Origin of the sequence: Pseudomonas sp. MWU12-3088, assembly GCF_023242405.1 — a bacterium.
In the GTDB taxonomy this organism is placed as follows: Bacteria; Pseudomonadota; Gammaproteobacteria; order Pseudomonadales; family Pseudomonadaceae; genus Aquipseudomonas; species Aquipseudomonas kribbensis.
On record NZ_JALJEA010000015.1, the window covers coordinates 57,069 to 82,468 of the forward strand.

The window sequence follows — 25,400 nt, forward strand, 5'->3', positions numbered from 1 at the left end:
GGTTTCAGGCCTTTGCGCGATCCAGCAGGTACTGGGTCAGCAGGGGAACCGGACGGCCGGTGGCGCCCTTGTCCTTGCCGCCGCTGGTCCACGCGGTGCCCGCGATGTCCAGGTGCGCCCAGTTCAGGTTCTTGGTGAAGCGCGACAGGAAGCATGCAGCGGTGATGGTGCCGGCCTTCGGCCCGCCAATGTTGGCGATGTCGGCGAACGGGCTGTCCAGCTGCTCCTGGTATTCATCGAACAGCGGCAGTTGCCAGGCGCGGTCGTCGGCAGCCTTGCCGGCGCTCAGCAGTTGCTCGATCAGTTCGTCGTTGTTGCCCAGCAGGCCCGACGTGTGGGCACCCAGGGCTACGACGCAGGCACCGGTCAGGGTAGCGATGTCGATCACCGCTTGCGGTTTGAAGCGCTCGGAGTAGGTCAGGGCGTCGCACAGCACCAGACGGCCTTCGGCGTCGGTGTTGAGGATTTCCACGGTCTGGCCGCTCATGGTGGTCACGATGTCGCCCGGACGCGAAGCGGTGCCGCTCGGCATGTTTTCGGCGCAGGCCAGGATGCACACCAGGTTGATCGGCAGTTTCAGTTCCAGCACGGCACGCAGGGTGCCGAACACGCTGGCGGCGCCGCCCATGTCGTACTTCATCTCGTCCATGCCGGCGCCCGGCTTCAGGCTGATGCCGCCGGTGTCGAAGGTGATGCCTTTACCGACCAGCGCGTACGGCTTCTCGGATTTCTTGCCGCCGTTGTATTGCATGACGATCAGGCGCGGCGGCTGGGCGCTGCCCTGGCCGACGGCGTAGAACGAACCCATGCCCAGGGATTTGATCTTCTTCTCGTCGAGGACTTCGACTTTCAGATCCTTGAACTCTTTACCCAGGTCCTTGGCTTGCTCGCCGAGGAAGGTCGGGTGGCAGATGTTCGGCGGCAGGTTGCCCAGGTTGCGGGTGAAGGCCATGCCGTTGGCGATTGCGGTGGCGTGGTTCACGGCGCGCTGCACTTCGGCTTGTGCAGCCTTGATGGTCAGCAGGGTGATTTTCTTCAGGGCGCGGGGTTCGGCTTTCTGGCTCTTGAACTGGTCGAAGGTGTATTCGCCGTCGACCAGGGTCTCGGCCAGCAGGCGGGTCTTGCCGTAGCTGTCGCGACCCTTGACGATGATTTCATCCAGCGCCAGCACAGCATCGCTGCCGCCCAGGCCCTTGAGGGTGTTGAGGATGCCGGCAACGATCTTGCGGAACGGGCGGTCGCCCAGTTCTTCATCCTTGCCCACGCCGACCAGCAGCACGCGCTCGGCTTTCAGGTTTGGCAGGCTGTGCAGCAACAGGCTCTGACCGACCTTGCCGGCCAGGTCGCCACGCTTGAGGACAGCGCTGATGGCGCCGCCGCTCAGTTCGTCGACCTGCTTGGCTGCAACGCCGAGTTTGCGGCCTTCGCCGACGGCAACCACCAGGGTGGCGGTTTTCAACGTTTCTGGGCTAACGCTTTTTACAACCAGTTCCATGTCCGGATCCCTGAATGAATGGTCAACACGCAGGCGTTCGACGGTGTCCGCCGTCGCCTGCTTATAGAGAGAAGAGGCGCAGGCCAGTGCCTGCGACAGAGGCGGCAGTTTGAACCTCGCTCACCGCGCCTGACAACCCTCGGTTGTACGATCTTCAACGGATTGCATGCTTGCGTGAGTGTGCGCAGTGACAGGCGCCCTCAATCACAGGATAATGCCGCATCTTTTTTCGACGGCTCTGCCTTGCGGGCCTGTCGATACGTTTGCTTGTTTGGCCGCCTTAGCCTGACAACCCTGGAGTGTCTGGTTTGATCGTCTTCCGTTATCTGTCCCGCGAAGTCCTGTTGACCCTGAGTGCGGTAAGCGCCGTGCTGCTGGTCATCATCATGAGCGGTCGCTTCATCAAATACCTTGCCCAGGCCGCTGCGGGCCAGCTCGATCCGGGATCGCTGTTCCTGATCATGGGCTACCGTCTGCCGGGTTTCATGCAGTTGATCCTGCCGCTGGGCCTGTTCCTCGGGATCCTTCTGGCGTATGGCCGGTTGTATCTGGAAAGCGAAATGACCGTGCTGTCGGCCACTGGCATGAGCCAGCAGCGCCTGTTCCGCATGACCCTGTTCCCGGCCACTCTGGTGGCACTGGTGGTGGCTTGGCTAAGCCTGAGCCTGGCCCCGCAAGGCGCCAACCAGTTCCAGCTGCTGCTGAATAAACAGGACGCCCTGACCGAGTTCGACACCCTCGAGCCAGGTCGTTTCCAGGCCTTGCGCGACGGCACCCGGGTGACCTACACCGAAACTTTGAGCGACGATCGGGTCAATCTGGGCAGCGTGTTCATTTCGCAGAAAAACCTCGGCGCCAATCAGGCGGATCGCGGGATTTCCGTGCTGGTGGCCGAAAAAGGCCGGCAGGAAGTCCGTCCTGACGGCAACCGTTACCTGATCCTGCACAACGGCTACCGCTACGACGGCAGCCCGGGGCTGGCCAACTACCGTGCCATCCATTACGAAACCTATGGCGTGCTGCTGCCAAAGCCGGATGTCAGCGAGGAAGTCACCGATCGTGACGCGATGCCGACCTCGACCCTGATGGCCAGCGACGACATCCGTGCGAAAACCGAACTGCAATGGCGCCTGTCGCTGCCGCTGCTGGTATTTATCGTGACCCTGATGGCGGTGCCGCTGTCGCGGGTCAATCCGCGCCAGGGGCGCTTCCTCAAGTTGCTGCCGGCGATTCTTCTTTATATGGCTTACCTGACCATCCTGATTGCCGCCCGCGGCGCCCTCGAAAAAGGCAAGATCCCGGCGAGCCTGGGTCTGTGGTGGGTGCACGGGATCTTCCTGGCCATCGGTATCGGCCTGCTGTACTGGGAACCGCTGCGCCTGAAAATGGCCAGCCGTCGCAGCGCTGCGCTGGAGGTGACCCGTGGTTAAACTCGACCGCTACATCGGCAGCAGCGTATTCATCGCGATCATCGCGGTGCTGGCGATCATTCTTGGCCTGGCCACCCTGTTTGCCTTCATCGACGAAATGGGCGACGTCAGCGAAACCTACACGCTGGTCGATGTGCTGAGCTTTGTACTGCTGACCGCACCGCGCCGGCTCTACGACATGCTGCCGATGGCGGCGCTGATCGGCTGTCTGATCGGCCTCGGCAGTCTGGCAAGCAGCAGCGAACTGACCGTCATGCGTGCCGCCGGTGTGTCCATCGGGCGTATCGTCTGGGCGGTCATGAAGCCGATGCTGGTTCTGATGCTGGCCGGCGTGCTGATCGGTGAATACGTTGCGCCGGCCACCGAAAGCATGGCCCAGGCCAATCGTTCGCTGGCTCAGGGCAGCGGTGACGCACAGAGCGCCAAGCACGGCATGTGGCACCGTCAGGGTGACGAGTTCATCCATATCAACGCCGTTCAACCCGATGGCCTGCTGTATGGCGTGACCCGTTATCACTTCGACAAAGAGCGCCACCTGCAGAGTTCGAGCTTCGCCAAGCGCGCCGAATTCGATGGCAAGCGCTGGCAGCTGACCGATATCACCACCACGCTGTTCCACGAGCGCAGCACCGAAGTCGTCAACAAGCCGACTGAAGACTGGGATGTTTCCATCAGTCCGGAACTGTTGAATACCGTGGTCATGGCACCGGAAGCGCTGTCGATCAGCGGCCTGTGGGGTTATATCCATTACCTGGCGGATCAGGGGCTGAGCAATGGCCGTTACTGGCTGGCGTTTTGGGTCAAGGTGTTGCAGCCGCTGGTGACCGCTGCGCTGGTGTTGATGGCGATTTCCTTCATTTTCGGCCCGTTGCGTTCGGTGACCCTGGGTCAGCGAGTGTTCACCGGTGTGCTGGTGGGGTTCACCTTCCGGATCGTCCAGGATCTGCTGGGTCCATCCAGCCTGGTGTTCGGTTTCTCGCCGCTGTTCGCGGTGCTGGTTCCGGCGGGCGTCTGTGCGCTGGCGGGTGTCTGGTTGCTGCGTCGAGCCGGTTGATGAACAAGGTTTCACCCTTGCTTCAACCTTGAAAAACGCCCCGGTCGCCAGACCGGGGCGTTTTTGCATGCAATCCGGGTGACAGGCGAACGTGACGCTTGCGCCGTGTATCAGGTACAATTCCCGGCTATTTTTCGGCGGGCCAAGCCTGCAGCCTTTTTGAGTGTTGATCCGTGAGTGATTTGAGTCATATCCGCAATTTCTCCATCATCGCCCACATTGACCATGGCAAGTCGACGCTGGCTGACCGATTCATCCAGATGTGCGGTGGCCTGGCCGAGCGTGAAATGGAAGCCCAGGTACTGGATTCCATGGAGCTGGAGCGCGAACGCGGGATCACCATCAAGGCCCACAGCGTTACCCTCTATTACAAGGCCAAAGACGGCGTTACCTATCAGCTGAACTTCATTGACACCCCGGGCCACGTCGACTTCACCTACGAAGTCAGCCGTTCCCTGGCCGCGTGTGAAGGTGCCTTGCTGGTGGTCGACGCGGGTCAGGGCGTAGAAGCCCAGTCCGTGGCCAACTGCTACACCGCGATCGAGCAGGGCCTCGAGGTCATGCCGGTACTGAACAAGATCGACCTGCCGCAGGCCGAGCCTGACCGCGTCAAGGACGAGATCGAGAAGATCATCGGCATCGACGCCACCGACGCCGTCACCTGCAGCGCCAAGACCGGCCTGGGTGTCGACGAAGTGCTCGAGCGTCTGGTCGCCACCATTCCTGCGCCGACCGGCAACATCGAAGATCCGCTGCAAGCGTTGATCATCGACTCCTGGTTCGACAACTACCTGGGCGTTGTTTCCCTGGTGCGCGTGCGTCATGGCCGCGTGAAGAAGGGCGACAAGATCCTGGTGAAATCCACCGGCAAGGTGCACCTGGTCGACAGCGTCGGCGTGTTCAACCCGAAACACACCGCCACCGCTGACCTGAAGGCCGGCGAAGTGGGCTTCATCATCGCCAGCATCAAGGACATTCACGGTGCGCCGGTAGGTGACACCCTGACCCTGAGCTCCACCCCGGACGTTGAAGTGCTGCCAGGCTTCAAGCGCATCCAGCCACAGGTTTACGCCGGTCTGTTCCCGGTCAGCTCCGACGACTTCGAGGATTTCCGCGAAGCGCTGCAGAAACTGACCCTGAACGACTCGTCGCTGCAGTACACCCCGGAAAGCTCCGACGCCCTGGGCTTCGGCTTCCGTTGCGGCTTCCTCGGCATGCTGCACATGGAAATCATCCAGGAGCGCCTGGAGCGCGAATACGACCTGGACCTGATCACCACGGCGCCGACGGTAATCTTCGAACTGGTGCTGAAAACCGGTGAAACGATTTACGTCGACAACCCGTCGAAGCTGCCGGACGTGTCGTCCATCGAAGACATGCGCGAGCCGATCGTGCGGGCCAACATCCTGGTTCCGCAGGAGCACCTGGGCAACGTCATCACCCTGTGCATCGAAAAACGCGGTGTCCAGGTCGACATGCTGTTCCTCGGCAATCAGGTCCAGGTGACCTACGACCTGCCGATGAACGAAGTGGTCCTCGACTTCTTCGACCGTCTGAAATCCACCAGCCGCGGCTATGCTTCGCTGGACTACCATTTCGATCGTTACCAATCGGCTAATCTGGTGAAACTGGACGTGCTGATCAACGGCGACAAGGTCGATGCCCTGGCGTTGATCGTGCACCGTGACAATTCGCACTTCAAAGGTCGCCAGCTGACCGAGAAGATGAAAGAACTGATTCCTCGTCAGATGTTCGACGTGGCCATCCAGGCCGCCATTGGCGGTCAGATCGTCGCCCGGACAACCGTCAAGGCGCTCAGAAAGAACGTATTGGCCAAATGCTACGGCGGTGACGTCAGTCGTAAGAAGAAACTGCTCGAGAAGCAAAAGGCCGGTAAGAAACGCATGAAGCAGGTCGGCAACGTGGAAATTCCACAAGAAGCCTTCCTTGCTGTGCTCAGGTTGGAATAGTCAGGTCCTATGTCACTAAATTTCCCGCTGTTGCTGGTTATCGCCGTGTTCTTCTGCGGCCTGTTGGCGTTGCTCGATCTGTTGATCCTGGCACCGCGTCGGCGCGCCGCCATCGCTTCCTATCAGGGTAGCGTCAGCCAGCCTGATGTGCTGGTGGTGGAGAAGCTGAACAAGGAGCCGCTGCTGGTCGAATACGGCAAGTCGTTCTTCCCGGTGCTGTTCATCGTGCTGGTGCTGCGTTCGTTCCTGGTGGAACCGTTCCAGATTCCGTCCGGCTCGATGAAACCGACCCTGGACGTTGGCGACTTCATTCTGGTGAACAAGTTTTCTTACGGGATCCGCTTGCCGGTGATCGACAAGAAAGTCATCGAAGTCGGTGATCCGCAGCGCGGCGATGTGATGGTGTTCCGCTACCCGAGCGACCCGAACGTCAACTACATCAAGCGTGTGGTCGGCCTGCCGGGCGACACGGTACGTTACACCGCCGACAAGCGTCTGTTCGTCAATGGCGAGTCGATTGCCGAGCAACTGGTCGGCTCCGAGCCGGGCACCCTCGGCAGCGCGGAACTCTACAAGGAAAAACTCGGCGCCGCCGAGCACCTGATCCGCAAGGAAATGAGCCGCTACCGTGCCACGCCGGACCACACCTGGACCGTGCCGGCCGGGCACTACTTCATGATGGGCGACAACCGCGACAACTCGAACGACAGTCGCTACTGGGATGACCCGAACATTCCCAAGGATCTGCTGGGCATGGTTCCCGACCAGAACATCGTCGGCAAGGCCTTCGCGGTCTGGATGAGCTGGCCGGAACCGAAACTCAGCCACCTGCCGAATTTCTCGCGGGTCGGCCTGATCAAGTAAACAATCACGGCGCTGTTGACCACAGCGCCGAATGCATTTCTGGCGTCGGCACAACCGGCTCCGGGGCATGAAGCCACGATATTCAGGACGTCATTTTTGAACACAGCGTTAATTGTCCCAGGCCTGCGCCGTATCCCGGTGATGGCGGTGGAATCCAGCCACGAACTCAGCGTGGTCAAACCGTGAGCGTTTCTCTCAGCCGTCTCGAGCGTCAGCTCGGTTACACCTTCAAGGACCAGGAACTGATGGTCCTGGCCCTCACGCACCGCAGTTTTGCCGGACGCAACAACGAGCGTCTGGAATTCCTCGGCGATGCGATCCTCAACTTCGTCGCCGGTGAAGCCCTGTTCGAGCGCTTCCCGCTGGCCCGCGAAGGCCAGTTGTCGCGTTTGCGTGCGCGTCTGGTGAAAGGCGAGACCCTGGCCGTACTGGCCCGTGGTTTCGATCTGGGCGAATACCTGCGCCTGGGTTCCGGCGAGCTGAAAAGCGGTGGTTTCCGTCGTGAGTCGATTCTGGCTGATGCCCTGGAAGCGCTGATCGGCGCGATCTACCTCGACGCCGGCATGGAAGTCGCCCGCGAGCGCGTCCTGGCCTGGCTGGCCGGCGAGTTCGAAGGCCTGACGCTGGTCGACACCAACAAGGATCCGAAGACCCGCCTGCAGGAATTCCTGCAATCGCGCGGTTGCGAGCTGCCACGCTACGAAGTCGTGGATATCCAGGGCGAGCCGCACTGCCGTACCTTCTTCGTCGAGTGCGAAGTTGTCCTATTGAATGAAAAAAGCCGGGGTCAGGGTGTGAGCCGTCGCATTGCCGAACAGGTAGCGGCCGCCGCAGCACTGATTGCCCTGGGTGTGGAGAATGGCAATGACTGATACAAACGCAACTCGCTGTGGCTACGTTGCCATCGTCGGCCGTCCGAACGTGGGCAAGTCCACGCTGCTGAACCACATCCTCGGCCAGAAACTCGCGATCACCTCGCGCAAGCCGCAGACCACTCGCCACAACATGCTCGGGATCAAGACCGAAGGCGACGTGCAGGCGATCTACGTCGACACTCCCGGCATGCACAAGGGCGGCGAAAAGGCCCTGAACCGTTACATGAACAAGACCGCTTCGGCGGCGTTGAAAGACGTCGACGTGGTGATCTTCGTGGTCGACCGCACCAAGTGGACCGAAGAAGACCAGATGGTGCTGGAGCGCGTGCAGTACGTGACCGGCCCGCTGATCGTCGCACTGAACAAGACCGACCGCATCGAGGACAAGGCCGAGCTGATGCCACACCTGTCCTGGTTGCAGGAACAGCTGCCGAACGCGCAGATCATTCCGATTTCGGCGCAGCAGGGGCACAACCTCGACGCGCTGGAAAAAGTGATCGCCGATCACCTGCCGGAGAACGATCACTTCTTCCCGGAAGACCAGATCACCGACCGCAGCAGCCGCTTCCTCGCCGCCGAACTGGTGCGTGAGAAGATCATGCGCCAGCTCGGTGCCGAGCTGCCGTACCAGATCACCGTGGAAATCGAAGAGTTCAAGCAGCAGGGCGCGACCCTGCACATCCATGCGTTGATCCTCGTCGAGCGTGACGGCCAGAAGAAAATCATCATTGGCGACAAGGGCGAGCGCATCAAGCGCATCGGCACCGAGGCGCGCAAGGACATGGAGCTGCTGTTCGACTCCAAGATCATGCTCAACCTGTGGGTCAAGGTGAAGGGCGGCTGGTCCGACGACGAGCGCGCGCTGCGTTCGCTGGGTTACGGCGACCTGTAAAGCGTCTGGCACATCGATCCATTGTGGGAGCGAGCTTGCTCGCGAAGACGATGTAACACTCAGCATTGATGTTGACTGTTGCACCTATTTCGCGAGCAAGCTAGCTCCCACATTGGTTTTGGGTGATGAGTAAACCGCGTTTCCCTCAACGAGAAATCCATGTCTCAAGCGCCTCCCGCCCAACCCGCCTACGTCCTCCACTCCCGCGCCTACCGCGAAACCAGCGCCTTGGTGGACTTCCTCACGCCGCAAGGTCGGCTGCGGGCGGTGTTGCGCAGTGCGCGGGGCAAGGCAGGAACACTGGCGCGACCATTCGTGCCGCTGGAGGTCGAGTTTCGCGGCAAGGGCGAGTTGAAGAACGTCGGGCGCATGGAGAGTGTTGGTAACGCGACATGGATGGTCGGCGAGGCACTGTTCAGCGGTCTCTATCTCAACGAGTTGCTGATCCGCCTGCTGCCGGCCGAAGATCCGCATCCGGCGGTGTTCGATCATTACGCCGCCACGCTGCTGGCCCTCGCCGAAGGCCGTCCACTGGAGCCTCTTCTGCGTTCCTTCGAATGGCGTCTGCTCGATGACCTCGGCTATGGCTTTTCCCTGAACACCGACATCAATGACGAGCCTATCGCTGCGGACGGTCTCTATCGCTTGCAGGTGGACGCCGGACTCGAGCGGGTCTACCTGCTGCAACCCGGTCTGTTCAATGGCACCGAACTGCTGGCCATGGCCGAAGCGGACTGGTCTGCCCCCGGCGCTCTGTCTGCCGCCAAGCGTTTGATGCGTCAGGCACTGGCCGTTCACCTGGGCGGTCGCCCCTTGGTCAGTCGCGAACTGTTTCGCAAACCGTAGCCCCGTGTATGCTGTGCGCCGAATCTTTCCCTTCAGGAGCGCATCCGTGACCACCAGCAATCGCATTCTTCTTGGCGTGAACATCGACCACGTCGCCACCCTGCGTCAGGCTCGGGGCACACGCTATCCGGATCCGGTCAAGGCTGCGCTGGACGCGGAAGAGGCGGGCGCCGACGGCATCACCGTGCACCTGCGTGAGGACCGTCGCCATATCCAGGAGCGCGACGTGCTGCTGCTCAAGGATGTGCTGCAAACCCGCATGAACTTCGAAATGGGCGTCACCGAAGAAATGATGGCGTTCGCCGAGCGCATCCGTCCGGCCCACATTTGCCTGGTACCGGAAACCCGTCAGGAGTTGACTACCGAGGGCGGTCTGGACGTGGCGGGTCAGGAAGAACGCATCAAGGCTGCGGTGGAGCGTCTGTCGAAGATCGGCAGCGAAGTGTCGCTGTTCATCGACGCTGACGAGCGGCAGATCGCTGCTTCGAAACGAGTCGGCGCTCCAGCTATCGAGCTGCACACCGGGCGCTATGCCGATGCTGAAACACCGACAGAAGTGGCCGAAGAGTTGAAACGTGTGGCGGACGGCGTGGCATTTGGACTGGCCCAAGGCCTGATCGTCAATGCCGGTCACGGTCTGCACTACCACAACGTTGAAGCCGTGGCCGCGATCAAGGGCATCAACGAACTGAACATCGGTCACGCGCTGGTGGCGCATGCCTTGTTTGTCGGCTTCAAGTCGGCGGTTTCGGAGATGAAGGCGTTGATTCTGGCGGCCGCCAAACACTAAGCCTCAACACAGACACTGTGGGAGCCTGCTCCCGCAGTGTTTATCAGAGCGGTGGGTTTTCCTGCGCCGGTTTGGACTTGTCGATCCCCGGCACATGCAGATTGCCTTCGGCGACCTGATCGCCTTCAAGCTGCGGCTGGGTTACCCAGGTCAGGATGTCGTAGTAGCGACGGATGTTCGCCACGAAATGCACCGGTTCGCCGCCACGGGCGTAACCATAGCGGGTCTTGCTGTACCACTGCTTCTGCGACAGGCGGGGCAGCATCTTCTTCACATCCAGCCACTTGTCCGGGTTCAGGCCTTCCCGGGACGCCAGTTTGCGTGCGTCATCCAGGTGGCCGCTGCCGACGTTGTAGGCAGCCAGTGCAAACCACGTACGATCCGGCTCCTGGATCGAGTCATCCAGTTGATCCTTCATGTAGGCCAGATACTTCGCGCCGCCCATGATGCTCTGCTTCGGATCGAGGCGATTGGACACGCCCATGGCCTGTGCAGTGTTCTGGGTCAGCATCATCAGGCCGCGCACGCCGGTCTTCGAAGTGACGGCCGGTTGCCACAGCGATTCCTGATAACCGATGGCCGCGAGCAGGCGCCAGTCGACTTTCTCTTTTTTGGCGTAGGTCTTGAAGTGCTGTTCGTACTTGGGCAGTCGCTGCTGCAAATGCTGGGCGAAGGTCGTGGCGCCCATGTAGCCGAGGACATCGACGTGGCCGTAGTAGCGGTCCTTCAGGCGTTGCAGGGTGCCGTTCTTCTGCACCTTGTCCAGATAACTGTTGATCTCGTTGAGCAGGCTGTTGTCTTCGCCAGCGGCCACCGCCCAGCTCTGGCTGCGGGCATCGCCGAGGTCGAAGGCGACGCGGATGTTGGTGAAGTACACCTGGTTCATCGCCACTTCGTTGGAGTCGACAAGAGTCAGGTCGATCTGGCCTTCGTCGACCATGCGCAGCAGGTCGACCACCTCGACGGCGTCGGACTCTTCGTATTCGATCCCGGGATATTTCTGTTTCAGCTCGGCGAGCTGGTCGGCGTGGGTACTGCCCTTGAGCACCATGATCTTCTTGCCGACCAGCTCACTGGCGTCGGTCGGCCGGGACTGGCCGTTGCGATAGATGATCTGCGGGGTGACTTCGAGGTAGGAGTGGGAGAAGCGCACCTGCTTCTTGCGCTGTTCACTGCTGACCAGACCCGCGGCGGCCAGCACCGGGCCGTTGGGTTTGCCGATCTGGTCGAACAGGTCGTCGAGGTTGTCGGCGGTCTCGATCTTCAGTTCCACCCCCAAATCGTCGGCGAAGCGCTTCACCAGCTCGTATTCGAAGCCGGTCTCGCCGCTGCGATCCTGAAAGTAGGTGGCGGGGCTGTTACGGGTGATCACCCGCAGCACACCATCCTCCTTTACGCGCTCGAGTGTGTTGGGTTTATCAACACAGCCACTGAGCATCAGGAAGAGTCCGGTAGCGATCAGCCATTTGGCGTACCGCGGACGCAAAGCCGTTGGGGAAAACATGTGCGCAGTATACGCAAAGCGCAACGGGCGCCATATCTCGACAGTGGAGGGGTAGTCTGCTAGCGATTGAAAAAGCACCCGCAACCCCGCAGGAATGGGGCCGGACAGCATTTTGTGACAGAAAAAATAAGCTGTTGTCCCGCAGGCTCCAAATCTGACTTCAGAGGCAGAAACACAGATTGCGGTCCGAGTGCAACCGTGCGTAGCGTTTCGGGTGATGTTGAGGGCGGTTTAGGCTAGAATGCACGGCCTCAAAGCACACCCCTTCCCGAGGCTGTCCCGAAGATGTTGATCCTGCGCGGCGCTCCTGCCCTTTCTGCCTTTCGCCACAGCAAACTCCTTGAGCAACTGAGCCAGAAGGTTCCAGCTGTCAGTGGCCTGTATGCTGAATTCGCTCACTTCGCCGAAGTCACCGGCGTCCTGACCGGCGACGAACAGCAGGTGCTTGCGCGCCTTCTGAAGTACGGTCCAAGCGTTCCGGTTCAAGAGCCGACCGGTCGTCTGTTCCTGGTGTTGCCGCGTTTCGGCACCATCTCGCCATGGTCGAGCAAGGCCAGCGACATCGCCCGCAACTGCGGCCTGAGCAAGATACAGCGTCTTGAGCGCGGTATCGCGTTCTATGTGGCCGGTCAGTTCAGCGATGCCCAGGCGCAGCAGATCGCCGACGTACTGCATGACCGCATGACCCAGATCGTTCTGGGTAACCTCGAACAGGCTGCCGGTCTGTTCAGCCACGCTGAGCCGAAGCCGCTGACCGCCATCGACATCCTCGGCGGTGGCCGCGCCGCGCTGGAGAAGGCCAACGTCGAGCTGGGCCTGGCCCTGGCCGAAGACGAGATCGATTACCTGGTCAACGCCTTCAACGGTCTCAAGCGCAATCCGCACGACATTGAACTGATGATGTTCGCCCAGGCCAACTCCGAGCACTGCCGCCACAAGATCTTCAACGCCAGTTGGGATATTGACGGCGAGAGCCAGGAAAAAAGCCTGTTCGGCATGATCAAGAACACCTATCAGATGCACAGCGAAGGCGTGCTGTCCGCTTACAAGGACAACGCTTCGGTGATCGTCGGCAACGTTGCCGGCCGCTTCTTCCCGGATCCGGAAACCCGCCAGTACGGCGCGGTGCAGGAGCCGGTGCACATCCTGATGAAGGTCGAAACCCACAACCACCCGACCGCGATCGCTCCGTTCCCGGGCGCGTCCACCGGTTCCGGTGGCGAGATCCGCGACGAAGGCGCAACCGGTCGTGGTGCCAAGCCGAAGGCCGGCCTGACCGGTTTCACCGTGTCGAACCTGCAGATCCCGGGCTTCGAACAGCCGTGGGAAGTGCCGTACGGCAAGCCTGAACGCATCGTCAATGCGCTGGACATCATGATCGAAGGCCCGCTGGGCGGCGCTGCGTTCAACAACGAATTCGGTCGTCCGGCCTTGACCGGCTACTTCCGTACCTTCGAACAATCGATCACCACCCCGCACGGTGACGAAGTTCGTGGTTACCACAAGCCGATCATGCTGGCTGGCGGTATGGGCAACATCCGTGAAGAGCACGTCAAGAAAGGCGAGATCGTCGTCGGCTCCAAGCTGATCGTCCTCGGCGGCCCGGCGATGCTGATCGGTCTGGGCGGCGGCGCTGCCTCCTCCATGGCCACCGGCACCAGCTCGGCGGATCTGGACTTCGCTTCGGTTCAGCGTGAAAACCCTGAAATGGAACGTCGCTGCCAGGAAGTCATCGACCGTTGCTGGCAGCTGGGCGACAAGAACCCGATCAGCTTCATCCACGACGTGGGCGCGGGCGGTCTGTCCAACGCCTTCCCGGAGCTGGTCAACGACGGCGACCGCGGTGGCCGTTTCGAACTGCGCAACATTCCAAACGACGAGCCGGGCATGGCCCCGCACGAAATCTGGTCCAACGAATCCCAGGAACGTTACGTTCTGGCAGTCGGCCCGGCCGACTTCGAGCGCTTCAAGGCTATCTGCGAACGCGAGCGTTGCCCGTTTGCCGTCGTCGGTGAAGCCACCGCCGAGCCGCAACTGACCGTGACCGACAGCCACTTCGGCAACAACCCGGTGGACATGCCACTGGAAGTGTTGCTGGGCAAGGCACCGCGCATGCACCGTTCGGTGGTTCGCGAAGCCGAGCTGGGCGATGACTTCGATCCGTCGGACCTCGGCATCGCCGATTCCATCGAGCGCGTCCTGCATCACCCGGCCGTGGCGAGCAAGAGCTTCCTGATCACCATCGGCGACCGCACCATCACCGGCCTCGTTGCCCGTGACCAGATGGTCGGCCCATGGCAGGTTCCGGTGGCCGACGTGGCCGTCACTGCCACCAGTTTCGACGTCTACACCGGTGAAGCGATGGCGATGGGCGAGCGCACTCCGCTGGCACTGCTGGACGCTCCGGCGTCGGGCCGCATGGCCATCGGCGAAACCCTGACCAACATTGCTGCCTCGCGCATCAACAAGCTCTCCGACATCAAACTGTCGGCGAACTGGATGTCCGCTGCCGGCCACCCGGGCGAAGACGCGCGTCTGTACGACACCGTGAAAGCGGTCGGCATGGAACTGTGCCCCGAGCTGGGCCTGACCATTCCGGTGGGCAAGGACTCCATGTCCATGGCCACCCGCTGGAACGATAACGGCGAAGACAAGACCGTTACTTCGCCGATGTCCCTGATCGTGACCGGTTTCGCGCCAGTGGCTGACATCCGTCAGACCCTGACTCCGGAACTGCGCATGGACAAGGGCACCACCGACCTGATCCTGATCGACCTCGGTCGCGGCCAGAACCGCATGGGCGCCTCGATCCTCGCGCAGGTTCACGGCAAGCTCGGCAAGCAGGCTCCGGACGTCGACGACGCCGAAGACCTGAAAGCCTTCTTCGCTGTGATCCAGGGTCTCAACGCCGATGGTCACCTGCTGGCGTACCACGACCGTTCCGACGGTGGTCTGCTGACCTCCGTGGTGGAAATGGCCTTCGCCGGCCACTGCGGTCTGAGCCTGAACCTCGACAGCGTTGCGGAAAACGCCGCTGAAATCGCCGCCATCCTGTTCAACGAAGAACTGGGTGCGGTGATCCAGGTTCGCCAGGACGCCACCCCGGACATCCTCGCGCAATTCAGCGCGGCCGGTCTGGGCGACTGCGTGTCGGTGATCGGTCAGCCGATCAACAACGGCCAGATCAACATCACCTTCAACGGTGACACCGTGTTCGAAGGCCAGCGTCGTCTGCTGCAGCGTCAGTGGGCCGAGACCAGCTACCAGATCCAGCGTCTGCGCGATAACGCCGACTGCGCCCAGCAGGAATTCGACGTGCTGCTGGAAGAAGACAATCCGGGTCTGAGCGTCAAGCTGAGCTACGACGTCAACCAGGACATCGCCGCGCCTTACATCAAGAAAGGCATTCGCCCACAGGTTGCCGTGCTGCGTGAGCAGGGCGTCAACGGTCAGGTGGAAATGGCGGCCGCGTTCGACCGCGCCGGTTTCAACGCGATCGACGTGCACATGAGCGACATTCTGGCCGGCCGTGTCGACCTGAACGAGTTCAAAGGCCTGGTGGCCTGCGGTGGTTTCTCCTACGGCGACGTACTCGGCGCCGGTGAAGGCTGGGCCAAGTCCGCACTGTTCAACAGCCGTGCCCGCGATGCGTTCCAGGGCTTCTTCGAGCGCAACGACAGCTTCACCCTCGGCGTGTGCAACGGTTGCCAGATGATGTCCAACCTGCACGAGCTGATCCCGGGCAGCGAGTTCTGGCCGCACTTCGTGCGCAACCGCTCCGAGCAGTTCGAAGCGCGCGTGGCGATGGTTCAGGTTCAGGAGTCGAACTCGATCTTCCTGCAGGGCATGGCCGGTTCGCGCATGCCGATCGCCATCGCTCACGGTGAAGGCCATGCCGAATTCGAAAGCGAAGAGGCACTGCTCGAAGCCGACCTGTCCGGTTGCGTGGCGATGCGTTTCGTCGACAACCACGGCAAGGTCACCGAAGCCTACCCGGCCAACCCGAACGGCTCGCCGCGCGGGATCACCGGCCTCACCAGCCGCGATGGTCGCGTAACGATCATGATGCCGCACCCGGAGCGTGTGTTCCGCGCCGTGCAGAACTCGTGGCGTTCGGAAGACTGGAACGAAGACGCTCCTTGGATGCGCATGTTCCGTAACGCTCGTGTGTGGGTGAACTAAGCGCTGTGTACAAGCTCGCGTTTTTTGTTCCCGACAGCCATGTCGAGGTGGTCAAGGACGCTGTATTCGCTGCCGGTGGCGGGCGGATCGGTGACTATGACCACTGTGCCTGGCAGGTGCTTGGTACTGGTCAGTTTCGGCCTTTGGACGGCAGTCAGCCGTTCATTGGCGAGGCGGGGCAGGTTGAGCGGGTCGAGGAGTGGAAGGTTGAGCTTGTTGTTGGCGATGAGTTGATTCGTGGGGTGGTGGGGGCTTTGAAGGCTAGCCATCCTTACGAGACGCCGGCTTATGAGGTTTGTCGGTTGGAGGATTTTTGATCTTCCTTGGCTGCTGAAATGGAAAACCCGCTGAGAGTGATTTCAGCGGGTTTTTTGGTTTTTGGGTTTTGGGGTTGAGTGAATATCCGTTTCTTCGGGTGTTGCGGCTGGCGGTTTCGCCCTTACGGCGAGTCACTTTGGCAAACGCCCCAAAGTAACCAAAACGCTGGGCCCCGGCGTTCGGCACCTCGCTTTGGCTCGGTGTTCCTTCGTTCCGGGATTCATCCGGGGGCACCGCCTACGGTTTGCTTCGCTGCACCTCCTCTCGGTGTGTTCGACTTCGTCGAACGGCGCTGCGCGCCCACCCCCGGATAAATCCCTCCACTCAGCCTGCCGATGGGGCCAAAAGATCAAGAGCCTTACTCGAGCTAACGCTCATCGTGTTGAGTGGTGAGAAGCGGGAAGCGAATGCGGGCTCCTTTTGATCGTTCCCACGCTCTGCGTGGGAATGCCGCCCGGGACGCTCCGCGTTCCATTTTCGAATGTTTAAATATGTGGGGGATTTACCGAGACTTCCCACAGGCTTTTCAGGTTGCCCCTCGGAAGTCCCGGTCCTATTGTGGTCGGGGTGTCTCAAATGGCCTGTCAGCTCTACTTACAACAGCACGAGGTGACTACCTGGAGGAATCAGATGTTGAAGTCGTTTAACGATCACGTCCTTTCATCCGCATTGGACACTTTGGTCAGAAGTCCTCTGGATCAGGCTGATGGCGTAGCGTTGGTGAGTGCCGCCAAAGAGGTCTGGTATTCAGAGTCGAATCTTGAGAGTGAGGTCAAAACCTTCCTCGCATTTCATTGCGATGAAACCGAGCGCCGTCGCGCTGCTTATCTGCTTGAGCGATTCACTCGTTTTGCTTGCGTATCGGATAATCGCGTAATGGAAGCGCTTTCTGCGCTTGAGCTTTTCACCCATTCAACACCCAAGCAGAACGTGACGCCTCAAAAAGCTGTTTCTTTACGCAATCGTTGTGATGAGTTGGCTGTCGCTTGGGGATTGAAAGAAAGTCTGGGTTTGAAAGTTCAGACACTCATGCCATTCCAGACCCGGCATTACGAGGCAGAACAGCGAGGAAAAATGTCTTGAGGTTAATGGGCGTAAACAAGAAACCCGGCCAAGGCCGGGTTTCCTGGTTTTGACCGCTCAAGTCAAAACAGGATGGCAACCATCAGACTTTTGCACTCACCTCACTCCGATTAACCAACCCCTCCAGCGCCGTACTCAGACTCTGCGCCCGCTCACCCACCAGCAAGTGCCAAACGCCGTCCTCCAGCGCGCTCACACCCAAACAGCCGAGCTCTTTCAATCGGCTTTCCGACAACATCTTGCCATCGGCCAGTTGCAGGCGAATCCGGCTCATCGCGATGCAGTCGAGTTGCAGCACGTTGTCGCTGCCACCCAGAGCGCTCAGCCATTGCTGTGCCAGCGGTGTGGCGACTGCAACCGGTTCGCTGGCTTCGATGACTGCGACAGGTGCAGCCACTACGGCACGGCCTAACGCCGGCATCGCCAGGCGAATTTCATCGGCAATGCTGTCGGCCATCGGCCCGACAACGACCTGCAAACTGCCGCCCTTGCCCGGTCGCACAACGGCCATGGCACCCAGCGCTTTCAAGTCGGTATCCGACGCTTTGTTGCGGTCGACCATTTCCAGTCGCAACCGCGTGGTGCACGCGCCGACGGTGACCAGATTCTCCGCGCCGCCGAGTGCCTTTATGTAAGCGCCAGCGCGTTCGTTTTCGGTCAGCACCGCTTTGTCGGCGTTGGCAACGTCTTCACGCCCCGGTGTCTTCAGGTTGAAGCGGCGGATACAGAAATCGAACACCGCGTAATAGATGACTGCATAAGCCAGGCCTACCGGGATCACCAGCCAGCCGTTGGTGGACTTGCCCCAGCCGAGCACCATGTCGATGAAGCCGCCGGAGAAGGTGAAGCCCAGATGTATGTTCAAGGCGTTGGTGATCGCCATCGACAGGCCGGTCAGCAGCGCATGCACCAGATACAGCAGCGGTGCGAGGAACATGAAGGCGAATTCGATGGGTTCGGTGACGCCGGTCAGGAACGAGGTCAGGGCCATCGACAGGAAGATCCCGCCCATCACCTTGCGCCGTTCCGGCAGGGCGTTGCGGTACATCGCCAGGCAGGCGGCGGGCAGGCCGAAGATCATCATCGGGAACATGCCGGTCATGAACTGGCCACCCTTCGGATCGCCGGCGAAGTAACGCGACAGGTCGCCGGTGACCAGTGCGCCGGTGGTCGGGTCGGTGAAGTTGCCGAACACGAACCACGCCATGTTGTTGAGGATGTGGTGCAGGCCGGTGACGATCAGCAGGCGGTTGAACACGCCGAAGACGAAGGCGCCGAAGCTGCCGCTTTCCATCATCAGGCTGCCGAAGCTGTTGATGCCGTGCTGGATCGGCGGCCAGATGTAGCCGAACACCACGCCCAGACCGACCGCCGCGAAACCGGTGACGATCGGCACGAAGCGCCGGCCGCCAAAGAACGCGAGGTACTCCGGCAGCTTGATGTCCTTGAAGCGGTTGTACAGCGCGCCGGCCATCAGGCCGCTGACGATCCCGGCGAGCATGCCCATGTTGATGCTGGCGTCGAGCACCTTCAGCGTGGAGATCATCACCAGGTAACCGATCACCCCGGCAAGGCCGGCGGTGCCGTTGTTGTCCTTGGCGAAACCGACGGCGATGCCGATGGCGAAGATCATCGCCAGGTTGGCGAAGATCACCTGACCGGCGTCGTGGATGATCGCGATGTTCAGGAGGTCGGTGTCGCCCAGGCGCAGCAGCAGGCCGGCGATCGGCAGGATCGCGATCGGCAGCATCAGTGCCCGGCCGAGGCGTTGCAGGCCTTCGATGAAGAGTTGGTACATGGCGTTTGTCCTTGTTGTTTTTGTTAGCGCAGAGGCCAATGTTGATGACAGGCATGACGCACCGCGGCGGCGCTGCTCAGCTTGAGCAAGTCCCGGGCGAGGCGTTGGCATTCGGCTTCGTGCAGTTGGCGCACGCGATCCTTGATTTCACCAATTTGTACCGGGCTCACCGACAGCTCGGTCACGCCCAGGCCGATCAACACCGGCGTCGCCAGCGGATCGGAAGCAAGTGCGCCGCACACGCCGACCCAGCGTTTATGTACCGCCGCGCCTTCGCAGGTCATGGCGATCAGGCGCAGTAGCGCCGGGTGCAGGGCATCGACCCGTGCGGCGAGGCCGGCGTGGTCGCGGTCCATGGCCAGGGTGTATTGCGACAGGTCGTTGGTGCCGATGGACAGGAAGTCGGCGTGTTCGGCCAGTTGTTCGGCCTGCAGCGCAGCCGCGGGGACTTCGATCATCACGCCGATTTCCGGACGTTGATTGATGCCCAGTTCCAGACACAGCGCATCGACCCGCTGGCGGATGTGCAGCAGTTCGTCGACTTCGGTGACCATCGGCAACAGGATCCGGCAGCGCTGCAACGGGCTGACCTGCAGCAGGGCGCGCAGTTGCTGATCGAGGATTTCCGGGCGGGCCTGGGCCAGGCGAATACCGCGCAGGCCAAGTACCGGGTTGGCCTCCACTGGCAGCGGCAGATAGTCGAGTTGTTTGTCGCCACCGACGTCGATGGTGCGGATGATCACTGATTTTTCGCCCATGGCATCGATCACCGCTTGATAGGCGGCGCGCTGCTCTTCGACATCCGGCGCGGTGTGGCGATCGACGAACAGGAACTCGGTGCGCAACAGGCCGACGCCATCGGCGCCGTTGGCAAACGCATCCGCCGCTTCATGGCTGGAGGCGACGTTGGCGACCACTTCGATGGCCACGCCGTTGCGGGTTTCGGCCGGCAGATGGGCTTTGGCTTGCTGGGCATCGCGACGTTGCTGACGGTCGATTTGCGCTTGTTGGACTTCGGCCAGGCGCTCGGCGTTCGGCGTCAGTTCGAGGCGTCCGCCGTCGGCGTCGAGCACCACCGATTGGCCTTGCGTTTGATCAAGCAGCGCCGAGCCCAGTGCGACCATGCACGGCAGGCCTTTGCCCCGGGCCAGAATCGCCACGTGTGACGTTGCGCCACCCTCGGCCATGCACAATCCGGCGACGCCTTGCGCGCTCAGTTGCAGCAGGTCCGACGGCGTCAGTTCGTGAGCGGCGACGATGGCACCGGCCGGCACTTCGTAATGCCAGGCTTCACCAAGCAGGGCACGCAGAACTCGTTGTTTCAAGTCGCGCAGATCGTTGGCGCGCTCGGCGAGCAACGGGCTGCCGGTGTTTTGCAGCACTTCGCATTGCGTATCGATGGATTGGCTCCAGGCGTGAGTCGCCGCAGTACCGGTTTCAATCGATTGTTGCGCGGCGTCGAGCAGGGCCGGGTCTTCCAGCAGCGCCAGATGCGCGGCGAAAATCGCTTCTTCGTCGGCATTACGCTGTTTTTTCGCCTGGGCGAGGGTGCCGTCGATTTCGCTGCGAACCTGATTCAGCGCCGTGTCGAGGATCTGCAATTGTTGCTCGGGCTGATGATTGCCTGTGTCCGTCGGCAGGCTGATCGCGTTCAGGCGAAACAACGGCCCACCGACCAGACCCGGTGCAGCGCACACGCCGTGCAACACGCCAGCCTCGGCCGGGCGATTACGCGGGGCGGCAGCAACCGGTGCAGCGGCGTGATGATCCTCCGGCAGGGCGGTGGCCAGGGCAGCGAGCAAGGCTTGCAGCGCCGCTTGCGCGTCGGAACCCTGGCAACTGACTTGCACTTCGTCCTGTTCGCCAATCGCCAGGCCCATCAAGCCGATGAGGCTGTTGCACGGCGCCGACTTGCCGGCGAAATGCAGCTGCGACTGGCTCTTGAAACCTTGCGCAGTCTGGCGGATCAACGCCGCCGGACGTGCATGCAGACCGCCACGATGAGCGACCCGCACATGACCGTGAACTTCCGGGCCACCGGATTCTTCCGCGTTCGCCGCCGTGCCGTGTCGGGCGACGATGTGCAACAGCGGCTCGCCGACCTTCACTGTTTTCAGGGTGATGGGGCGTGCCTGGAAATCCTGGCTGTTGGTCAGGATCAACAGGCTGACCAGGCTTTTGCACTGACGGCCGACCTTGTCCAGGTCATAGCGCAGCAATGGCTGGCCACTGCTGACCCGCGTGCCTTCCTTGACCAGCATCGAGAAACCTTCGCCCTGCAACTCGACAGTGTCGAGCCCCAGGTGCAGGAGGATTTCCGCGCCGTTGTCGGCTCGCACGGTCAGCGCATGGCCGGTGCGGGCGACGTGGATCACCACCCCGGCGCAGGGCGAGTACAGGGTGTCGTTGAGCGGGTCGATGGCAATGCCGTCGCCCATCGCGCCGCTGGCGAACACCGCGTCCGGAACTTTGGCGAGCGTGAGCACCGGGCCGCTGAGCGGGGCGCTTAAAGTCAGCTCTTTATTGTTGTTGTGCATGGCTCGGTCTCATCAGGAAAACGTTCGGTTCGGACTCAGTGCGTACGGGTGACTTTGCTCAGGTGTCGCGGCTGATCCGGGTCCATGCCACGGGCCACGGCCAGGTTGGCGGCCATCACGTAGAAACTCTGGATCGCCAGGATCGGGTCGAGCGCCGGGTGTTCAGCCCGGCTCAGGGTCAGGTCGCGTTCGAGCACATCGTCCGGCGCCGCCAGCAGCACACGAGCACCACGCTGACGCATTTCCGCCGCAAGGCTCAGCAGGCCGGCCTGCTCGGCGCCGCGCGGGGCAAACACCAGCAAAGGGTAGTTGGCGTCGATCAGGGCCATCGGGCCGTGACGCACTTCGGCACTGCTGAAGGCTTCGGCCTGGATCGCCGAGGTTTCCTTGAATTTCAGCGCGGCTTCCTGGGCGATGGCAAAACCGGCGCCACGGCCGATCACCATCAAACGCTCGCAATCACGCAGGGCGTCGATGGCCGGGCTCCAGTCCTGTTGCGCGGCATTACGCAAGCCTTCGGGCAGGGCGTTGTGTGCCTCCAGCAATTCGCGGTCTTCTTTCCAGTGCGCGATCAGGCGGGCGCTGGCGCTGAGGGTGGCGATAAAGCTCTTGGTCGCGGCGACGCTGCTTTCGGTGCCGGCCAGCAACGGCAGGCTGAACTCGCACGCGGCTTCCAGCGGCGAATCGGAGGCGTTGACCATCGACACGCTCAAGGCACCGCGCTTGCGCAGCAGACGCAGGCTGTTGACCAGATCCGGGCTCTGGCCCGACTGGGAAAACGCGAACGCGACCTGACCGCTGACCTTCAACGGCGCCTGCTGCATGGTGACCACCGACATCGGCAGCGACGCCACCGGAATGCCCAGTTGCTGCATCGTCAGGTAGGCAAAATAGCTGGCCGCATGATCGGAACTGCCGCGGGCGACGGTCATCGCCACTTGCGGTGGCTGACGGCGCAGGCGCCCGGCGATCTCGATCATCGAGCCATCGAGCTGTTGCAGTTGGGCTTGCACGGCCTCGAACGAGGACAGCGCCTCCTCAAGCATTTTTGAAGTCAATGTCTTCTCCTTCGACCATGACGGCGGTCAGTGTGAGTGAGCGATCCAGCCGCACGCAGTCGGCCCAGGCGCCGGGTTGCAGGCGCCCGCGTTCGGTGATGCCGAGATAGTCGGCGGGGAATTGCGAAAGACGTTGCGAGGCCTCGGCAATCGGCAGACCGATCTTCACCAGATTGCGCAGGGCCTGATCCATGGTCAGGGTGCTCCCGGCCAGCGTGCCGTCCGGCAGGCGCACGCCGCCCAGGCATTTGGTGACGGTGTGGCTGCCGAGCTTGTACTCGCCGTCGGGCATGCCGGCGGCGGCGGTCGAATCGGTGACGCAGTACAGGCACGGAATCGAGCGCAGGGCCACGCGGATTGCGCCGGGGTGCACGTGCAGCAAGTCCGGGATCAGTTCAGCGAACTTGGCGTGGGCCAGTGCCGCGCCAACGATGCCCGGTTCGCGGTGATGCAGCGGGCTCATGGCGTTGTACAAATGCGTGAAACTGGTAGCGCCGGCTTCGAGAGCGGCGACGCCTTCCTCGTAACTGCCGAGGGTGTGGCCGATCTGCATGCGGATGCCACGGCGGCTCAGTTCACGAATCAAACCGTCGTGACCGGCGATTTCCGGGGCGATGGTGATCACCCGGATCGGCGCCAGTGCCAGATACTCTTCCACCTCGGCCATCAACGCGGTGTGGGCGAAGTTCGGCTGGGCACCGAGTTTGCCGGGATTGATGTACGGACCTTCGAGGTGAACGCCGAGGACCCGGGCGGCACCTTTCGGACGCTGTTCGCAGAATTCGCCGACATCCTTAAGCACGCTGGCAATCTCGGCACTCGGCGCGGTCATCGTGGTGGCCAGCAGCGAGGTGGTGCCGAAACGCACGTGGGTTCGGGTGATGGTCTCGAAGGCGCTGGTGCCTTCCATGATGTCCTTGCCGCCGCCGCCGTGAACGTGCAGGTCGATGAAACCCGGCAGCAGGTAAGGCAGGTCGTTGTCCGCCGGATCGCAGGGCACGCCTTCGATGGACACGACTCTGCCGTGTTCGTGGATCAGCCGGCCGCGAATCCAGCCGTCAGCGGTGAGGATGTTGTCTTCGGACATTTCGCTTCTCTCGTTTGGCCTGGCTGCTGATCAGCGGCGAAGCTCTGCAACAAAGTCGTAGTAGTCGTTGCGGCAATAGGTGTCGGTGACTTCGATCGGCGTGTTGTCTTCCAGGTAGCCGACCCGGGTCATCAGCAGCATCGCGGTGCCGGGGGCGATGCCGACCAGCGCGGCGAACTCATCCGAGGCGTTGATCGCCTGGATGTGCTGCAAGGCGCGCACGATCGGTTTGCCGATGCTGTCGAGGTGTTCGTAGAGGGAGTCGCCCACCACCTGTGGCCTGGGCATGATCGAGGCGGGCAGGGTGCTCATCTCGATGGCCATCACGGTGTCGTCGGCCTTGCGCAGGCGTTTCATGCGCGCGACCTTGTCGTTCGGCGACAGGCCGAGGCGGATCAGTTCTTCGTGGGTTGGCAGGGTGATTTCCCGCTCCAGCCATTGCGAGCTGGGCACGAAGCCCTTGAGGCGGAGCATTTCGCTGAAGCCCGAGAGGCGCGACAGTGGTTGTTCAAGGCGTGGGGTGATGAAAGTGCCGGAACCTTGCAGGCGGCGGATCAAACCTTGATCGAGCAGGACTTCCAGCGCCTTGCGGGCGGTGACCCGGGAAATCCCCAGCATCTCGCTGAGATTGCGCTCCGATGGCATCGCCTGTTCGGCTTTCCACTGGCCGGCATGAATCGCTGCTTCCAGGTTGCGCGCCAGTTGCAGGTACAGCGGCGTCGGCTGGGAGTCGTCAGGGCGCAGGGCGTGTAGGTCATTCATGCAGGCATTTCCGGAGCTGATATTGATTTGTTGTCGCTCGCTATTTCGGCAAAAACTAATACCACTTGCATACCATGTCAACGCAGTGGAAAGGCCTGTAGTCCTTTGGAATCGGGTGTTTGAGGGCGGGTGGTTTCAAGTGGTATTAGAGGTGGGTGCTGAAACGCAAAAGATCGCAGTCTGCGGCAGTTCCGGCGGGTGAAAGTGGTATCACCGTTCAGGCGTTGCCGCAGGCTGCGATCTTTTGCATTTATTTTTTGCGGGCGACCAATGGTCAGGGGAAAGGGCCGCTTCGCGGCCCGGAGAGAGCGGGTGCCCTGGTGACAGAATCAGGGGCGGATTTCGATCATCGTGCCGTCCGGCACCAGGTTCCAGACTTCGCGCATGTCGACGTTGCGCATGGCGATGCAGCCGTCGGTCCAGTCCAGGGTGTGGAACAGGTTTTCCGGGTTCTCTGCGGAATCCGGCGTGCCGTGGATCATGATCATGCCGCCGGGCTCGACGCCTTCACGGCGGGCGCGGGCGGAGTCGCTGATGTTCGGGTAGGAGATGTGCATCGACAGGTTGAATTTGTCGCTGGTCTTGCGCCAGTCGATCCAATAGAAACCTTCGGGTGTGCGTTTATCGCCTTCAATCAGTTTCGGACCTTTCTTCGCGCCCTTGCCCAGGGAAATGCGATAGCTCTTGAGCGGTTTGCCGTCGGCGATCAACTGCAGTTGATGAGCTGATTTGAGCACCAGTATTTTTTCGATGAGCGGGGTGTTCGAAGGCGTCACGGTGGTCACGAACGACGCTTGGGAGACGGTGACGAACGACAGGCAAAACAGGGCAAGCAACCAGCGCATTGAAACGATT

At 61.5% G+C, this 25,400-nt stretch carries 19 protein-coding genes; 11 read left to right on the forward strand and 8 right to left on the reverse strand.

The annotated features are described in order from the left end of the window. Nucleotides 1–4: 4 nt before the first annotated feature. Nucleotides 5–1,495: a leucyl aminopeptidase gene (locus tag M5B98_RS26510; RefSeq protein WP_114881502.1), complete on the reverse strand. Its 1,491-nt coding sequence runs from the start codon at nucleotides 1,493–1,495 to the stop codon at nucleotides 5–7. Between the two features lie 308 nt (nucleotides 1,496–1,803). On the opposite strand from M5B98_RS26510, the gene lptF reads away from it, so the two are divergent. From lptF to pdxJ, 8 genes are all read left to right on the forward strand, one after another. Continuing rightward, nucleotides 1,804–2,925, forward strand: a complete 1,122-nt coding sequence (gene lptF / locus M5B98_RS26515; protein WP_248744449.1) for an LPS export ABC transporter permease LptF — start codon at nucleotides 1,804–1,806, stop codon at nucleotides 2,923–2,925. Next, entirely contained in the window at nucleotides 2,918–3,979 is a 1,062-nt protein-coding gene (gene lptG, locus M5B98_RS26520) for an LPS export ABC transporter permease LptG (RefSeq protein ID WP_085711667.1), read from the forward strand. Before lptF ends, lptG begins: the two co-directional genes overlap by 8 nt. A 173-nt stretch (nucleotides 3,980–4,152) precedes the next feature. Beyond that, nucleotides 4,153–5,949: a translation elongation factor 4 gene (gene lepA / locus M5B98_RS26525; RefSeq protein ID WP_085711666.1), complete on the forward strand. Its 1,797-nt coding sequence runs from the start codon at nucleotides 4,153–4,155 to the stop codon at nucleotides 5,947–5,949. 9 nt (nucleotides 5,950–5,958) lie between these two features. Continuing rightward, entirely contained in the window at nucleotides 5,959–6,813 is an 855-nt protein-coding gene (lepB, locus tag M5B98_RS26530) for a signal peptidase I (RefSeq protein ID WP_248744450.1), read from the forward strand. 182 nt (nucleotides 6,814–6,995) lie between these two features. Then, on the forward strand, nucleotides 6,996–7,685 hold the full coding sequence (gene rnc / locus M5B98_RS26535; RefSeq protein WP_085711665.1) for a ribonuclease III: 690 nt from the start codon (nucleotides 6,996–6,998) through the stop codon (nucleotides 7,683–7,685). Further along, complete coding sequence (gene era / locus M5B98_RS26540) at nucleotides 7,678–8,580, forward strand: GTPase Era (RefSeq protein WP_011332590.1); 903 nt, start codon at nucleotides 7,678–7,680, stop codon at nucleotides 8,578–8,580. Before rnc ends, era begins: the two co-directional genes overlap by 8 nt. 159 nt (nucleotides 8,581–8,739) lie before the next feature. Then, a complete protein-coding gene (recO, locus tag M5B98_RS26545) occupies nucleotides 8,740–9,426 on the forward strand; it encodes a DNA repair protein RecO (protein ID WP_085688939.1) in 687 nt (228 codons plus the stop codon). Nucleotides 9,427–9,472: 46 nt separating this feature from the next. Continuing rightward, nucleotides 9,473–10,216, forward strand: coding sequence for a pyridoxine 5'-phosphate synthase (gene pdxJ, locus M5B98_RS26550; RefSeq protein ID WP_038357694.1), 744 nt, complete (start codon nucleotides 9,473–9,475; stop codon nucleotides 10,214–10,216). Nucleotides 10,217–10,259: 43 nt separating this feature from the next. Here pdxJ and mltF read toward each other — a convergent pair whose 3' ends face one another. Further along, on the reverse strand, nucleotides 10,260–11,720 hold the full coding sequence (gene mltF / locus M5B98_RS26555; protein ID WP_085711664.1) for a membrane-bound lytic murein transglycosylase MltF: 1,461 nt from the start codon (nucleotides 11,718–11,720) through the stop codon (nucleotides 10,260–10,262). A 285-nt stretch (nucleotides 11,721–12,005) separates the two neighbouring features. Here mltF and purL point away from each other — a divergent pair, with 285 nt between their 5' ends. The 3 genes from purL to M5B98_RS26570 all read left to right on the forward strand — a co-directional run bounded on the left by purL (nucleotide 12,006) and on the right by M5B98_RS26570 (nucleotide 17,303). After that, nucleotides 12,006–15,902 carry a phosphoribosylformylglycinamidine synthase gene (gene purL, locus M5B98_RS26560; protein WP_248744451.1) on the forward strand — a complete coding sequence of 1,299 codons (3,897 nt, stop codon included), beginning with the start codon at nucleotides 12,006–12,008 and terminating at the stop codon, nucleotides 15,900–15,902. 5 nt (nucleotides 15,903–15,907) lie between these two features. Continuing rightward, the gene (locus tag M5B98_RS26565; protein WP_248744452.1) at nucleotides 15,908–16,219 is read left to right on the forward strand and encodes a YqfO family protein; all 312 of its coding nucleotides are present in this window, start codon (nucleotides 15,908–15,910) and stop codon (nucleotides 16,217–16,219) included. 631 nt (nucleotides 16,220–16,850) lie between these two features. After that, nucleotides 16,851–17,303 (forward strand): hypothetical protein, encoded by a 453-nt coding sequence (locus M5B98_RS26570; RefSeq protein WP_248744453.1) that lies wholly within the window; start codon nucleotides 16,851–16,853, stop codon nucleotides 17,301–17,303. 82 nt (nucleotides 17,304–17,385) lie between these two features. On the opposite strand, the gene nagE is transcribed toward M5B98_RS26570, so the two are convergent. From nagE to M5B98_RS26600, 6 genes are all read right to left on the reverse strand, one after another. Further along, a complete protein-coding gene (nagE, locus tag M5B98_RS26575; RefSeq protein WP_248744454.1) occupies nucleotides 17,386–19,101 on the reverse strand; it encodes an N-acetylglucosamine-specific PTS transporter subunit IIBC in 1,716 nt (571 codons plus the stop codon). Nucleotides 19,102–19,124: 23 nt separating this feature from the next. After that, the gene (gene ptsP, locus M5B98_RS26580; protein ID WP_248744455.1) at nucleotides 19,125–21,638 is read right to left on the reverse strand and encodes a phosphoenolpyruvate--protein phosphotransferase; all 2,514 of its coding nucleotides are present in this window, start codon (nucleotides 21,636–21,638) and stop codon (nucleotides 19,125–19,127) included. Nucleotides 21,639–21,673: 35 nt separating this feature from the next. Then, nucleotides 21,674–22,684, reverse strand: a complete 1,011-nt coding sequence (locus M5B98_RS26585; RefSeq protein WP_248744483.1) for an SIS domain-containing protein — start codon at nucleotides 22,682–22,684, stop codon at nucleotides 21,674–21,676. Continuing rightward, nucleotides 22,677–23,783, reverse strand: coding sequence for an N-acetylglucosamine-6-phosphate deacetylase (gene nagA / locus M5B98_RS26590; protein WP_248744456.1), 1,107 nt, complete (start codon nucleotides 23,781–23,783; stop codon nucleotides 22,677–22,679). The genes M5B98_RS26585 and nagA overlap by 8 nt, the downstream gene beginning before the upstream one ends. Before the next feature lie 30 nt (nucleotides 23,784–23,813). Next, entirely contained in the window at nucleotides 23,814–24,545 is a 732-nt protein-coding gene (locus tag M5B98_RS26595) for a GntR family transcriptional regulator (protein WP_192559858.1), read from the reverse strand. A gap of 329 nt (nucleotides 24,546–24,874) precedes the next feature. Further along, on the reverse strand, nucleotides 24,875–25,390 hold the full coding sequence (locus M5B98_RS26600; protein ID WP_085711656.1) for a L,D-transpeptidase family protein: 516 nt from the start codon (nucleotides 25,388–25,390) through the stop codon (nucleotides 24,875–24,877). Nucleotides 25,391–25,400: the final 10 nt, after the last annotated feature.

Coding starts and splice junctions, on each gene's coding strand:
- era (WP_011332590.1), top strand. CDS start 7,678: ATGACTGATACAAACGCAACTCGCTGTGGCTACGTTGCCATCGTCGGC.
- M5B98_RS26510 (WP_114881502.1), bottom strand. CDS start 1,495: ATGGAACTGGTTGTAAAAAGCGTTAGCCCAGAAACGTTGAAAACCGCC.
- M5B98_RS26600 (WP_085711656.1), bottom strand. CDS start 25,390: ATGCGCTGGTTGCTTGCCCTGTTTTGCCTGTCGTTCGTCACCGTCTCC.
- M5B98_RS26595 (WP_192559858.1), bottom strand. CDS start 24,545: ATGAATGACCTACACGCCCTGCGCCCTGACGACTCCCAGCCGACGCCG.
- M5B98_RS26570 (WP_248744453.1), top strand. CDS start 16,851: ATGTTGAAGTCGTTTAACGATCACGTCCTTTCATCCGCATTGGACACT.
- nagA (WP_248744456.1), bottom strand. CDS start 23,783: ATGTCCGAAGACAACATCCTCACCGCTGACGGCTGGATTCGCGGCCGG.
- recO (WP_085688939.1), top strand. CDS start 8,740: ATGTCTCAAGCGCCTCCCGCCCAACCCGCCTACGTCCTCCACTCCCGC.
- nagE (WP_248744454.1), bottom strand. CDS start 19,101: ATGTACCAACTCTTCATCGAAGGCCTGCAACGCCTCGGCCGGGCACTG.
- ptsP (WP_248744455.1), bottom strand. CDS start 21,638: ATGCACAACAACAATAAAGAGCTGACTTTAAGCGCCCCGCTCAGCGGC.
- mltF (WP_085711664.1), bottom strand. CDS start 11,720: ATGTTTTCCCCAACGGCTTTGCGTCCGCGGTACGCCAAATGGCTGATC.
- purL (WP_248744451.1), top strand. CDS start 12,006: ATGTTGATCCTGCGCGGCGCTCCTGCCCTTTCTGCCTTTCGCCACAGC.
- M5B98_RS26585 (WP_248744483.1), bottom strand. CDS start 22,684: ATGCTTGAGGAGGCGCTGTCCTCGTTCGAGGCCGTGCAAGCCCAACTG.
- lepB (WP_248744450.1), top strand. CDS start 5,959: ATGTCACTAAATTTCCCGCTGTTGCTGGTTATCGCCGTGTTCTTCTGC.